The following is a 13,290-nucleotide window of genomic DNA, read 5'->3' as shown; positions in this document are numbered from 1 at the left end:
GCGCGCACGTCCCTCGACTTCGCTCGGGAACTCGGGAAAGTTGTATCCGAAAATCGCGCTAAACCTCAATCCGCCACTCCCAGCCGAGCGGATCGCCATCCATCACCTCGATCCCCGCTGCGGTCAGCTCGTCGCGGATCGCGTCAGACGCGGCGAAATTCTTGTCCGCGCGCGCTTCCTTGCGCAACTGAAGCAGGCGCTCGACCTCGGCCTCGTCGATGGTCGCGCCGACCGGCCGAAGGCGCAAATCTTTCCGGGTCAAACCTAGAAGGTTGAGTCCCAGTATTTCGTCTGCAATCTTGACACCTTGAAGTCTTTTGCTCGCTACCACCCAGTCACCGGCTACTATTGCTTCAAGCTGCGCGATAACTTTAGGGGTGTTCAGATCATTTGAGACAGCACCGTCAAATATAGATTTTTCGAGCTGGTCCAATGGAAAACTATCGATAGTTTGACCGGAGGCCTTTAATTCCAGTTTGAGCTTCTCAACCCCCATCACCAGCCGCTTCAGCCGCGTCAGCGCGGCGAGCAGGTTGTCCCAGCTGAACTCGAGCTCGCTGCGGTAATGCGCCTGCAGGCACATCAGGCGGTACGCCAGCGGGTGAATGCCCTTCGAGACCAGAAGCGGCAGCCGCAAAAACTCGCCGGACGACTTCGACATCTTGCCGGTCCGGTCGATCAGGAAGTTGTTGTGCATCCAGATCCGCGCGCCGCTCTGGTGCGAGCAGGCAAACGCCTGGTTCTGGGCGATCTCGTTGGGGTGATGAATCTCGCGGTGATCGATGCCGCCGGTGTGGATGTCGAACGGAAAGCCGAGCAGCGCCTCGCTCATCACCGAGCATTCGAGATGCCAGCCAGGCGCACCCTTTCCCCAGGGCGAATCCCATTCCATCTGCCGCGCCTCGCCCTCGGGCGTCTTGCGCCAGATCGCGAAGTCCTGCGCGTTGCGCTTGCCCTCGACCGTCTCGATCCGTCCCTCGCCCGCCTCGGTCGCAGCGCGCGCCAGCGATCCATAGTCCGCGACCGTCGAGACATCGAAATACAGCCCGCTGGGCAACTCGTAGCAATGCTTGTCCGCGATCGACTTGGCGAATTCAATCATTCTGGGCACATAATCGGTGGCGACCGACCATTGCGCCGGCTCACGGATGTTGAGCGCCTTCACGTCATCCCAGAATGCTTCGGTGTAGTGCTTTGCGATATCCCAGATCGATTGCGCCTGCGCTGCCGCGGCCTTTTCGAGCTTGTCCTCGCCCGCATCGCCGTCATCGGTCAAATGGCCGACATCGGTAATGTTGATGATATGCTTGAGCCGATAGCCCTTGAAGCTCAGCACGCGGCCCAGCGTGTCGGCGAAGACATAGGCGCGCATGTTGCCGATATGCGCGTAATTATACACCGTCGGGCCGCAGCTGTAGACGCGCGCCTCGCCGGAGTGGACGGGCTCGAACGGCTCAATCGAGCGCGTCAGGCTGTTGAACAGCATCAGCGGTACGGCTTGGGTATCGGGTGCAGGCTGGGTCATGATGCCCGAACCCTTGCCTGCAAACCGCGCGGGCCGTCAAGCGCGATGGCGCAGACACAAAAACCCCGCCCGCGCCGGTCGCAGCGGCACGGACGGGGGTTGGAACACCGCCAGTTCAGCGGTCGCCGCTGGATCCGGTTTCCTGCTCGACCGCCGCCAGCGATTCGACCAGAAGGCCGAGCTGGTTTTCGCAGCCGTTCTCGATCAGCGTTCCGGCCAGATCGTCGATCTCGGTGGGCACGCTGGGCAGCACGACCAGCTCGACCTTGCGGAGCGTGCCATCGGGTCCGGTCAGCGTGTAGCTGGCGCCGCTGGTCACCGGCACCTCGGCGAACGGCCACAAGCGGTTGGAAGAGCCGACCTTGAACAGGACATCGGCGGCGCCGCCGCTCGCGCTCGACAGCTTCATCGTCTCTTCATTGACCACGCTTGCCCGCCATACCAGCAGGCGGCTGGGCTCGGCGACGCAGAACCTGCCCGACTGCGCGGAATCGATGAACCACAGGTTGGGGCTGCGCGGGGCGGCGGGCTTGTCGGCCGCCGGTGCACCGCGCACGGCCCCGGTGCGGCTGCGGCCCGCAGTGCCGCTGGTCGACAGCAGGCTGGCGATCTGCGTGCTTTGCGTCTGGTCGCGCTTGACGGTGCCATCGAGCGTGAAGGTGCCGGGGCCGGAGAGGACACGGGTGCCGGCCTTGTCGAGCACGGTCACCTTGTCGCTGGCCTTGAGCACGACCTTGGTGTTGGCGGGCAGCTTCTTGCCTGCCGGATACTGGGCAGCCGAGGGGCCAGCCGATCGGACGATCATCGACTGTGCAATGGCGGCACCACTTGCGGCAATACCCAGAGTTAAAACTGCACCCAACGCAAGCGCCCGGTGAAGTACGGACTTCCTATCAACCGAGAACATAGCTTTCTCCTTTTTGTGTCTGACCAAGTCGCTTGAACAGATTCGCGATGGCCTCTTCTTGCCCCATTGCTTGCAGCTGTGTTGTGAGGTGTACCACAGCGTCCAAATCCCCCGCCGCATGCGCCGCGACAAGTTCCCCTATTCGGGTGCGCTCGCTTACGGGCATGTCCGGTGCGGGCTCGAAAATATCGACTGGCTTGGCGCGCCCTCTTAGCACGATCCGGCCCATCGGGCGAAACCAGTCGAGCCCCGAGCGCTCGGCTGCCTCGCGGCTGACGAGCACCCGGGTGTCGAGGTTCTTGTTGGCAGCCTCAAGCCGCGCAGCGGTGTTCATGCTGTCGCCGAACGCGGTATACTGGATGCGCCCCTCGCCGCCGAAGTTGCCGACGATCGCTTCGCCGAAATGCACGCCGACCCGGGTACGCCCGATCGGCGGCACGCCCTCGGGCGCGTTGCGGCGGAACTCTTCGCCTGCCTCGTACATCGCCCACGCCGCGCGCACCGCGCGTTCGCCATCATCCGGAAAGCTGATCGGCGCGCCCCAGAAGGCGACCACCGCATCGCCGACGAACTTGTCGAGCGTACCGCCATATTGCAGCACCACATCGGCCAGCCGGTCGAGATAGTTGTTGAGCAGCAACGCGACCATTTCCGGCTCAATCGCGTGGGTCAGCTTGGTGAAGCCTTCCAGATCGGTGAACACGCAGAAGATCTCGCGCTTCTCGCCGTGCAGCGCCAGCTTGTCGGGGTCCTTGAGGATCTCGGCCGCGACCGAACGCGGCAGATACTTGCCCAGCGCGTTCTGCGCGAAGGCGCGTTGCTTGGAGCCGACGACCCGGGCTGCTGCGCCCACCGAGGTATATGCGAGCAGCCACCCCATCGCCCAGCCGAAGCTTGGCAGGTTGAGCGTATCGAACCCCTGGTATTGCAGAATGAACGGCACGGTGATGAAGAACAGGATCTGCGCCCCCAGCAGCATCCCCATGATCCAGGCGCGTGCCTGGCTGATCGCGGTGGCGCAGCCGGCAAGCACCACCAGGATGGCGATCACCCACAACGACCATGCGGGAAAAGACAGGGGCTGATCGTTGTCCAGCAGCTGCGACATCATGTGCGCGTGCACTTCCAGCCCGATCATCTGCGATTCACCGGTGACGACATCGCCGATGCGGGTGAGCGGGGTATCGAACTTGTCGAAATCGACGAAATCGCCGCCGATCAGCACATGCTTGCCCTTGACCTCTCCAGCGACGAACTCCGCGCTGGCAGGGTCGGCGAAAAGATCGATCGGCAGCTTGTTGATCACCGGGCGGTCCGACGACAAAGGCAGGCGGAAACGGATCGCGCCGCGATAATCGGCGAACGCGGCATTGGGCGGAGTCATAGCGCGGACCATGATCGGCGGCAGGTTCCTGGGCTGGTCGGGCCACCGCCGCGCCACGCCATCGGCATCGGTGATCAGCCGGATGCTGGTGGGAACCGTCTTGTCGGTGGTGATGTCCTTGAGGAAGCTCTCGAGAAATTCCTGCTGACGGAACTGGATCGCCTCGGTGTTGGTCTCGTTTGAGGCATAAGCGACATGCGTCGGAGTCTGCATCGAGCGGAACGCGGCCTTGAGCGCCTCGTCATCGTCCTGCGGCTGATCGAACAGGATATCGATGCCGATCGATTTTGCCCCCATCCGGTCGATATTGGTCAGCGCATTGGCCAGGATCGTGCGATCGACCGGTGATCGCTGGCCGGTGTCGATCAACGTGTCGTCGGTATAGACCACCATCAGGATGCGAGGATCCTGATCGACCTTCTTGGCGAAGTTGGCCGCGCGCATGTCGTACATCGCGTGTTCGGCATCGCCCAGCAGCGGCATCGCTGGGCTGAAACGTGCGACCGCGATCGCGAAGATCAGAAAGCCCAGCGTGGCGAGCAGCCGAACCAGCCCGAGCTGGCGGATCAGGCGGCCTGCTGAACGGCCGACCTCGTCGCGGCTGGTGGGCGCCGATGCGGTTTCGGGTTTGAGCGCCATGGTATCAGTTGCTGCCCCCCGGCATGTTCAGCCCCGCAGCCGCAAAGCGATCCCCCAGGACAGCAATGCCCCTGCTTCTCCCGACTGCCCGGCCCTCGCCCATCGTCACACCCCGCCGTCCGCAGCACACAGCCTGCCGCGGCACATTCAGTTTTCGGTGCGACCCGGTCTGGATTCGTTTGCGTTGCTATAATCTCCCCAATGCGGCGTGACCAGTTGCCGCATCGTGTGGGGTCAGATTATCCGGCGCCGGGTGAACCGGGGCTGTCGCCTGGCGACGCGGCTTAGAATCCGCGGAAATCTATGGCGTCAGAAATATCGACGCGCGGCACGGCAAAATTGTTGATCGGCGCATCGGGATCACGATAGCCCACCGCCATGCCGCAAAAGAAGATGAACTCATCGCCGATACCCAGCAGCTCGCGCATATAGCTGCCGTACATCGCCCAGATTTCCTGTGGGCAGCTGTCGAGCCCCGCTTCGCGCAGCAGCAGCATCACCGTCTGCAGCCACATGCCCATGTCGGACCATTGCGGCGGGCCCATATAGGTACGGCAATAGGTGAAGATCTGCACCGGCGCGCCGAAGCTGTCCCAGTTCTTGCCCATCTGCGCGACACGCCCGGCAGCATCCTCTCGCGCCAGCCCCAGCGCATCGAACATCGTCTTGCCGACCAGCCGCCGCTGGTCCTCGTAGCGGCCTTCGAGACCTTTGGGGTAGATGTCATACTCGATACCCGCGCCCATTGGCTCCTGCGCCGCCTTGGCCTTGATCTTGGCGGTGAGATCAGCGAGCGGTTCTCCGGTCAGCACGATCGCGTTCCACGGCTGGGTGTTGCCCCCCGATGGCGCGCGCTGCGCCTTGGTCAGGATGTCCTTGATCGTCTCGAGCGGAACCGGATCGGGCCGAAACTGGCGCACGGACCTGCGGGTGGCAACGGCTTCGGATACGTTCAAGGCGGGTCTCCAGATCAGGTCGTGGATTTAATCGATTGGTTAAACGGCAGGCGGAGATTTGGCAAGTCCGGTCCGGTTGCGCGTACGTCCCTCGACTTCGCTCGGGACTGACGGGGAGGGAGCAGGAAGACCTTCATCGACAAGACAAGTCCGCCTCAATCGGCGGCCCGCACTACCTCCATCGTTCCCGAGCGAAGTCGAGGGACGTCGCACCACCCTCGCCCCCTCACGCGTCGTCAAACAGCCCGGCCAGCTGCTCGACCATCGTCCCGCCCAATTGCTCGGCGTCCATGATCGTCACCGCACGCTTGTAATAGCGGGTGACGTCGTGGCCGATGCCGATGGCGATCAGTTGCACCGGCGACATCTTCTCGATCCAGTCGATCACCTTGCGCAAATGCTGCTCGAGATAGGCGCCGTGGTTCACCGAAAGCGTCGAATCATCGACCGGCGCGCCATCGGAGATCACCATCAGCACGCGGCGTTCCTCGTGGCGGGCGAGCAGGCGGTTGTGCGCCCAGAGCAAAGCCTCACCGTCGATATTCTCCTTGAGCAGGCCTTCGCGCATCATCAGCCCCAGGTTCTTGCGCGCGCGCCGCCAGGGCTCATCGGCCTTTTTGTAGACGATATGACGCAGGTCGTTGAGGCGACCAGGCAGCTGCGGACGGCCCTGCGCAAGCCAGTCCTCGCGGCACTGGCCACCCTTCCACGCCTTGGTGGTAAAGCCCAGGATCTCGGTCTTCACCCCGCAGCGTTCCAGCGTGCGCGCCATGATGTCCGCGCTGATCGCAGCGATGCTGATCGGCCGCCCGCGCATCGACCCCGAATTATCGATCAACAGCGTAACGACGGTATCGCGGAAGTCGGTTTCCCGCTCGATCTTGTACGACAGCGAATGCCCCGGAGCGACGACGATGCGCGCCAGCCGCGCGGCATCGAGCATGCCTTCTTCCTGGTCGAAATCCCAGCTGCGGCTCTGCTGCGCCATCAACCGGCGCTGGAGCCGGTTGGCAAGCTTGGTCACCGCACCCTGCAGATGCGCCAGCTGCTGGTCGAGATAGGCGCGCAGCCGCAGCAGCTCGTCCTCGTCGCACAGGTCGGTGGCCTCGACCACCTCGTCGAACCGGGTGGACCATGCCTTGTATTCGAAATCGGAAGGAAGATCGGTCCAGGGGCGGTTGGGCCGCGTCGGCATCATGCCATCATCGCCCATCTCGCCAGGGTCGCCGTCGTCGCCCTGCTCCATCTCGCCTTCGGTCTCGGACTGGTCGCCGTCCTCGTTCTCGCCGGTCTGCTCCTCGCCGCGCGCCTCGGTCTGGCCCTGATCGGAGCCGTCCTGCTCGCCCTCGTTATCCTCGGGTTCGCCTTCCTCGGAGGAATCGTCGTCGTCGCCGTCGTCCTGGCTGTCTTCCTCGTCCATCTGGCCCTCGGTGAGGTCGAGATGCTCGAGCAGCTGGGTGGCGAGCGCGGCAAACGCCGACTGGTCGTCGAGCGAGAGGGCGAGATTGTCGATGTCCTCGCCGCCCTTGGCTTCGATCCATTCGCGCACCAGATCGACCCCGGCAACGGTCCCTGCTGGCATCGCTTTGCCGGTCAGCCGCTCGCGCACGATGAGGCCCAGCGCGGTCGAAAGCGGCACCTCGTCAACCCTGGTCGCACGCGCGATCGGGTCCGAGCGCATCCGCATCTCGAGCGCGGCATCGAGATTGGCGCCCAGCCCGGACATCGACCGCGTCCCCAGCGCCTCGATCCGCACCTGCTCGACCGCGTCGAACGCCGCGCGCGCCACCGCCTCCTTGGGCGCGTTGGCATTGTGTTGCGCGGCATTGTGGTGCTTGAGCCGCAGCGCATACAGGTCGGCAAAGCCGCGCGCCTCGGCGACCTGGTCGGCGGGCAGCTTGCGCCCCGGCATCGGCACGCGCAGTTTGTTGCCCGATTGGGATGGCGGATCGGCGGTGAACGCCACCTCGATCTCGGGCTCGTTCGCAATCGCGCGCGCGGCGCCGGCAAGGACGTTCTTCAGGTCATCGAGCGGGGTACGATTTGTCATGCCCTATCGCTGGAGATGCACACGTCCGATGTCAAGCAGACCGCGGCGCTGCAGCGCTTATTGCGGCGGTGGCGAGGGCGGCGGGCGTTGCCGCTGGACGCTTGCCCCGTTGCCGTCCACGGTCACCGCGACGGGCGCACCACCAAGCTCGCCCGAGATGGTGACACCTTCGGGGGTGACGCGGACATTCGTTCCACCGACCTGCGCATCGATCTGGCTATCGATCAACGGACCAATCACGGGATCAGCGTCGATCTCTTCGGGCGGAGCGGCAGGCGCAACACGTCTTGGCGGAACCGCACCGCGCACCGCCTCGCCCATGAACTGCCGCCATATCCGCGCAGGAAGGCCGCCGCCGCGAATCCCCTGCATCGGGCTGTTGTCGTCGTTGCCGATCCACACGCCGACGACGAGATCGCCGGCATAGCCGACGAACAAGGCATCGCGGTTGTCCTGGCTGGTGCCTGTCTTGCCGAAATTGGGCACGGAAAGGCTCGCCGCGCGACCGGTGCCGCGGTTGACCGCCGCGCGCAGCATGTCCTGCATCTGCTCGTGCACCCGCGACGAATAGCGGTCAGGGCCGTTCACCAGCCACTCGAACCACCCCTGCTCCTGGCGGGCGAAAGCGTGCGGCTCGACCGGCCAGCGATTGCCCGCAACCCCGGCAAAGGCCGCCGTCAGTTCGATAAGGCTGGCACTTGCGCTGCCCAGTGCAAGGCTGGGGTCGCCCTCGGTGAACGGTCCCTTGAGGCCCAGCTGCGTCGCTTGCTTGATCACCTTTTCACTGCCCAGCTGCTGAAACAGCCGGACGGCGGCGACATTGCTCGAATGGATGAAGGCCTCTTCCAGACTGATCGTGCCGCGATACCGGTCGCCGGCGTTGCGCGGGCGATAGGTTCCGGTGGTGATCGGGCTGTCATCGACCAGAGAGTCGGGTTCCATGCCTGCTTCCAGCGCGGCCAGCCAGACGAACAGCTTGAAGGTGGAGCCAGGCTGCCTGCGCGCCTGGGTGGCGCGGTTGAAGGGCGAATCCTTGTGGTTCTTGCCGCCGACCATCGCGACCACCTCGCCGTTGGTGCGCATCGCGACCAACGCCACCTGCGATTTACCCAGCCCTGCACGCGCGACGATGCGCTCGGCAGCGCGCTGCAGCCGCGAGTCCAGCGTCGTGGTGAGCTCGAGCCGGGCGTGCGACATCTCGGTCAGCGCGCGCGCCTGCGGCATCGCCCAATCGGCAAAATAGGTGCCGTTGGCGATCTTGGGCCGTTCGTGGACATCGAGCCTGGGCGAAGGCAGCGCGTCGGCTTCGGCCCGCGTCATGAAGCCTGCATTGACCATCGCGGTGCGCACCATCGCGGCGCGGCGACTGGCGCCTTCCCAATTGCGCGTCGGCGCGAAGCGCGAGGGCGCCTGCACCAGCCCGGCGAGAAGGATCGCCTGTTCGGGCTTCAGCCGCTCGGGCTGGCGATCGAAATAATGCAGCGATGCCGCGCGCAGGCCATACACATTATCGCCAAAATAGGCGTTAGAGAGGTACCGCCCCAGGATCTCGTCCTTGGTCAGCCATGCCTCGAGCCAGAACGCGATCAGCATCTCGCGCAATTTGCGGGTCAGGCTGCGTTCGGGGGTCAGAAAGCTGATCTTGGCGAGCTGCTGGGTGATCGTGCTGCCGCCCTGCGTGCCGCTGGCACCCGAGACATTGGCCCACAAAGCACGCCCGAGACCGCGTGGGTCGATACCCCAGTGCGAATAGAACCGCCGGTCCTCGATCGCCAGGAACGCCTGCACGACGTGGGCCGGCAGACGATCGACCTCGACCGGCTCCTCCACCACCGCCCCGCTGCGCGCGATCGGCGTGCCATCGGCGGCGAGCAGGGTGATCTCGGGCGGCGCGATCGGCTGCAGCGATTTGGACAGCGGCGCGGTGATCGCCAGCCAGGCGAGCATGATCAGGAACAGCGCAAGGCCGCCAGCGATAACCCGCTTGCCCCACCACCAGCGCGTGCGCGGGGACTTGACCGGTTCGAGCTCGACCGCACCTTCGGCAGGATCGAGCCACGGATTGCGCGCCTCGCCCAGCCCGGGCGGCGGCCACGGGGCATCCACGGCGGAAACCCCACCGCCCCCAAAACGCCCCGATCCGAATCGCATTTTCTTCAACACAGCGGTGTGTTATATCAATATGACAGCAAGTGCGAGAGGGTTGCGCCTTATCAAAGCCCTCCCCCTTGATGGGGGAGGGTTGGGTGGGGGTGATCCCTCCGGGTTGCGCTCTCAATCGCCATGAACACACCATCTTCCGCAGTCAGTACATCATAGTTCGTGAACCGGATCACCCGATACCCCTGCCCTTCGATCACCGCTGTCCGCGCTGCGTCGACTTGGTCGTTGTGCTGGCTACCGTCGACTTCAATAACCAGCCTCTCGCGATGACTGGCAAAATCGGCGATGTACTGTGCAATTGGCACCCGCCGTCGGAATCTGGCTTCGGGAAAATTCTCTCGTAGCAACATCCACATCCTTCGCTCGGCATCGGTCATATCGCGCCGCAGCCGCCGCGCCAGCTTTCTGGCTGATGGCGGCGAATGTCGTTTCACCGGGCGGACCCGGACGAGGGATCACCCGCACCCCAACCCTCCCCCATCAAGGGGGAGGGGGTTAGGCCGCAATTGCCCGCAAAGGTACGGTGAACATGGATTGCCGGACGACTTGTAAGCCCTCCCCCTCGATGGGGGAGGGTTGGGTGGGGGTGAGCTCTCCGGATTGCGCTATGTTTCACCATGCAGACTCAATCCTCAGCGCACCCTCTGAAAATTCACCCCTTGCCGATGATGCTCTCGGGCAGATCCTCGCCGAACACCCGCTGATAGTATTCCGCGACCAGCATCCGCTCGGCCTCGTCGCACTTGTTGAGGAATGACAGGCGGAAGGCGAAGCCGATGTTGTGGAAGATCGCGGCGTTCTGCGCCCAGCTGATCACGGTGCGCGGGCTCATCACGGTCGAGATATCGCCGTTGATGAAGCCCTGGCGGGTCAGGTCGGCGACCTTGACCATGTTCTTGACCACCTTGGGATCGGTCTCGCCGACCTTGGCGAGCACGACCTTGGCCTCGGTCTCGGCGGGCAGATAGTTCAATGTGCACACGATGTTCCAGCGGTCCATCTGGCCCTGGTTGATCTGCTGGGTGCCGTGATACAGCCCGCTGGTGTCACCCAGACCCACAGTATTGGCGGTGGCGAACAGCCGGAAATACGGGTTCGGGCGGATCACGCGGTTCTGGTCGAGCAGGGTCAGCTTGCCCTCGGTCTCGAGCACGCGCTGGATCACGAACATCACGTCGGGGCGGCCCGCATCATATTCGTCGAACACCAGAGCGGTCGGCGTCTGCAGCGCCCAGGGCAGCAGGCCTTCGCGGAACTCGGTCACCTGCATGCCGTCGCGCAGCACGATGGCATCGCGCCCGACCAGATCGATGCGGCTGATATGCGCGTCCAGATTGATGCGGATGCACGGCCAGTTGAGCCGCGCAGCGATCTGCTCGATGTGGGTCGACTTGCCCGTGCCATGATAGCCCTGCACCATCACGCGGCGGTTGTGCGCGAACCCGGCGAGCACCGCCAGCGTGGTTTCCGGGTCGAACACGTAAGAGGGATCGAGATCGGGGACGCGCTCGTCGGCCTCGCTGAATGCGGGCACCTGCATGTCGATATCGACACCGAACACATCGCGCGCCTGCACCATCCGGTCGGGGGCATCGAGCACGGTGCTGTCGCGGCTGTCAGGATGGGTATTGGAAATGTCTGTCATGTGGGTGTCCGCTGTGTTCGGTCGCTTCGGGGTGCTCCCCTGCCCGATTCCATGATCAGGCAAAGGCAGCAAGTTTGCGCAAGTGCGTATAGGCGGCGATCACCTCCTGCAAGGCTTTCTCGTGGCTGCGGTCGCCGCCGTTTCGGTCCGGATGATAGGCGCGGACCAGCTTCGAATAGGCCTGACGAATGGTCGTGCGGTCGGCATCGGCGCTCAGCCCGAGGGTCTTGAGCGCGCTGCGGTCGGCAACGCTCAGGCCACGTTGCGCCGCCGCGCGATCGTTGGCCTGGGCTGCGGCGCGATCCTTGATGTTCTGGCGGAAGCGCGCGCCGATGGCATCGAGCGGATCGGAAAAGTCGCCCCAGCGCGGCGCCTGGCCGGCGCCTGCCGCAAACGCGCGGGTCTCGCGGTCCCATCCCGATGTCGGCCGCTGTGCCTCGTAAATCTCCTCGGCGCTCATCCCGGCGAAGAAATTGTAGCGTTGGTTGAATTCGCGGATGTGATCGAGGCAGAACCAGCGGTAGCGGCCCGGGCCGTCGAAGCGCGATCCATGCGCGCGGTTTTCATCCGGTGGCGCGCGAAACTCGCCATCTTCTGGGCACTCGGCCCAGTCGCAACGGCGTCCCGTGCCTTCGACCCGGCCGTGAAAACGCGCACGCCGCCGCGCGCCGCCATCATCCCGCTGCGATCCTCCACTGTCCGTCAAAATCCAGGCCGTCCGTTGCTGCGTGCCGCCTCGTATTGCGGCAAAGAACGGTCTATATAGGGTCGCATGGACATGAAAACCAAGGGGCCGATGGCCAGCGAAATCGAAACCCGGCTGACTGGGGCCTTATCGCCGACCCAGCTGGACGTGATCAACGACAGCGCGAAACACAGCGGCCATTCGGGCGATGACGGCAGCGGCGAATCGCATTTCACCGTGATCATCGAAAGCGCCGCCTTTACCGGCAAGTCGCGGCTCGAGCGCCAGCGGATGGTCAACGCCGCGCTGGGCGACCTGCCGGGACAGAAGGTGCATGCGATGGCGATCAAGGCGCGCGCTCCGGGCGAATGAGCGCCTCCGACACGGCTTGCGCCTGACCGGGCAATGATCGACTTGCCGCTCACCCGCATCGCGCTGCCCACCGGGGTCGAGCTCCACGTCGCGATCACCGGGCCTGCCGACGCGCCGCCGCTGATCCTGCTGCACGGCTTTCCCGAATCGCACCGCACCTGGCGCTACGTGATGGCGCATTTCGCCGATCGCTACCGGCTGATCGCACCCGACCAGCGCGGCTTTGCCGGATCGTCCAAGCCCGATGGCGTCGAGAATTACCAGCCCAGGCACATGGTCGCCGATCTGCTCGCGCTCGCCGATCATCTGGGCATCGACACGTTCACGCTGGTCGGCCACGACTGGGGCGGCGCGATCGCATGGATGGCGGCGCTCAACCACCCCGATCGTGTCACCCGGCTGATCATGGCCAATGCCGCGCACCCCTTCACCTACCAGAAGGCGCTGTTCGACGACCCCGACCAGCGCGCCTCGGCGCAATACATCACCGAAATGCGCCGCCCTGATTTCGAGCAAATCGTGGCGCAGATGGGCTGGGACGCCTATTTCGATTCGCGCTTTGCCGAACCCAGCGCGGTTGCCCACATCACTCCGCAAGAACGCGCGATCTACCTCGCGCAATGGCAGACGCCGGGCGCGTTCACCGCGATGGTCAATTGGTACCGCGCCAGCCCGCTGATCGTCCCGCCACTTGAGGGAGAAGTGGAGCGCCCCGCCTATCTCGACCGCCCCTTCCCGCCGGTAACCCAGCCGACGTTGCTTTATTGGGCGATGGATGATTACGCGCTGCGCCCTTCCTTGCTTGACGGTATCGAGACACTGGTGCCCGACCTGACGCTGGTCAAAGCGCCCGGCGGGCATTTCGTGCCATGGGAACAGCCCGACGCGCTGATCGCGGCGATGGAAGGGTTTCTGGGGGCGCGTTGACCGTTCGTGACTGCAGCGGTTTGCCCGTTCAATGCGC

11 protein-coding genes are annotated in these 13,290 nt (G+C 64.5%); 2 read left to right on the top strand and 9 right to left on the bottom strand.

The genetic code is table 11. The annotated features are described in order from the left end of the window. Window positions 1–58: 58 nt before the first annotated feature. The 9 genes from cysS to ACK4R0_RS13430 all read right to left on the bottom strand — a co-directional run bounded on the left by cysS (window position 59) and on the right by ACK4R0_RS13430 (window position 11,975). On the bottom strand, window positions 59–1,525 hold the full coding sequence (gene cysS / locus ACK4R0_RS13470) for a cysteine--tRNA ligase (protein WP_409674818.1): 1,467 nt from the start codon (window positions 1,523–1,525) through the stop codon (window positions 59–61). Window positions 1,526–1,640: 115 nt separating this feature from the next. Further along, window positions 1,641–2,330, bottom strand: a complete 690-nt coding sequence (locus ACK4R0_RS13465) for a hypothetical protein (RefSeq protein ID WP_409674815.1) — start codon at window positions 2,328–2,330, stop codon at window positions 1,641–1,643. An 88-nt stretch (window positions 2,331–2,418) separates the two neighbouring features. Beyond that, a complete protein-coding gene (locus ACK4R0_RS13460) occupies window positions 2,419–4,455 on the bottom strand; it encodes a CHASE2 domain-containing protein (protein ID WP_409674812.1) in 2,037 nt (678 codons plus the stop codon). 284 nt (window positions 4,456–4,739) lie between these two features. Continuing rightward, window positions 4,740–5,411, bottom strand: coding sequence for a nitroreductase (locus tag ACK4R0_RS13455; RefSeq protein ID WP_409674809.1), 672 nt, complete (start codon window positions 5,409–5,411; stop codon window positions 4,740–4,742). A gap of 226 nt (window positions 5,412–5,637) precedes the next feature. Next, entirely contained in the window at window positions 5,638–7,461 is a 1,824-nt protein-coding gene (gene cobT / locus ACK4R0_RS13450; protein WP_409674806.1) for a cobaltochelatase subunit CobT, read from the bottom strand. Window positions 7,462–7,518: 57 nt separating this feature from the next. Continuing rightward, window positions 7,519–9,567 (bottom strand): transglycosylase domain-containing protein, encoded by a 2,049-nt coding sequence (locus ACK4R0_RS13445; RefSeq protein WP_409674803.1) that lies wholly within the window; start codon window positions 9,565–9,567, stop codon window positions 7,519–7,521. Between the two features lie 107 nt (window positions 9,568–9,674). Beyond that, window positions 9,675–10,001, bottom strand: a complete 327-nt coding sequence (locus tag ACK4R0_RS13440; protein WP_409674800.1) for an endonuclease domain-containing protein — start codon at window positions 9,999–10,001, stop codon at window positions 9,675–9,677. A 275-nt stretch (window positions 10,002–10,276) separates the two neighbouring features. Then, window positions 10,277–11,269: a cobaltochelatase subunit CobS gene (gene cobS, locus ACK4R0_RS13435; RefSeq protein WP_409674797.1), complete on the bottom strand. Its 993-nt coding sequence runs from the start codon at window positions 11,267–11,269 to the stop codon at window positions 10,277–10,279. Between the two features lie 55 nt (window positions 11,270–11,324). After that, window positions 11,325–11,975, bottom strand: coding sequence for a J domain-containing protein (locus ACK4R0_RS13430; RefSeq protein WP_409674794.1), 651 nt, complete (start codon window positions 11,973–11,975; stop codon window positions 11,325–11,327). A gap of 90 nt (window positions 11,976–12,065) precedes the next feature. Here ACK4R0_RS13430 and ACK4R0_RS13425 point away from each other — a divergent pair, with 90 nt between their 5' ends. Together ACK4R0_RS13425 and ACK4R0_RS13420 are read left to right on the top strand one after the other, a co-directional pair. After that, on the top strand, window positions 12,066–12,326 hold the full coding sequence (locus ACK4R0_RS13425) for a BolA family protein (RefSeq protein WP_409674791.1): 261 nt from the start codon (window positions 12,066–12,068) through the stop codon (window positions 12,324–12,326). 33 nt (window positions 12,327–12,359) lie between these two features. Next, complete coding sequence (locus ACK4R0_RS13420) at window positions 12,360–13,253, top strand: alpha/beta fold hydrolase (RefSeq protein ID WP_409674788.1); 894 nt, start codon at window positions 12,360–12,362, stop codon at window positions 13,251–13,253. Window positions 13,254–13,290: the final 37 nt, after the last annotated feature.

Origin of the sequence: Blastomonas sp. (assembly GCF_046294995.1) — a bacterium.
GTDB lineage: Bacteria > Pseudomonadota > Alphaproteobacteria > Sphingomonadales > Sphingomonadaceae > Blastomonas.
This window is presented reverse-complemented; position numbering and strand designations above follow the sequence as displayed.

Excerpts from the sequence above, each read along its gene's own strand:
- cysS (WP_409674818.1), bottom strand. The coding sequence starts at position 1,525 with ATGACCCAGCCTGCACCCGATACCCAAGCCGTACCGCTGATGCTGTTC.
- ACK4R0_RS13465 (WP_409674815.1), bottom strand. The coding sequence starts at position 2,330 with ATGATCGTCCGATCGGCTGGCCCCTCGGCTGCCCAGTATCCGGCAGGC.
- ACK4R0_RS13460 (WP_409674812.1), bottom strand. The coding sequence starts at position 4,455 with ATGGCGCTCAAACCCGAAACCGCATCGGCGCCCACCAGCCGCGACGAG.
- cobT (WP_409674806.1), bottom strand. The coding sequence starts at position 7,461 with ATGACAAATCGTACCCCGCTCGATGACCTGAAGAACGTCCTTGCCGGC.
- ACK4R0_RS13440 (WP_409674800.1), bottom strand. The coding sequence starts at position 10,001 with ATGACCGATGCCGAGCGAAGGATGTGGATGTTGCTACGAGAGAATTTT.
- cobS (WP_409674797.1), bottom strand. The coding sequence starts at position 11,269 with ATGACAGACATTTCCAATACCCATCCTGACAGCCGCGACAGCACCGTG.
- ACK4R0_RS13425 (WP_409674791.1), top strand. The coding sequence starts at position 12,066 with ATGGCCAGCGAAATCGAAACCCGGCTGACTGGGGCCTTATCGCCGACC.
- ACK4R0_RS13420 (WP_409674788.1), top strand. The coding sequence starts at position 12,360 with ATGATCGACTTGCCGCTCACCCGCATCGCGCTGCCCACCGGGGTCGAG.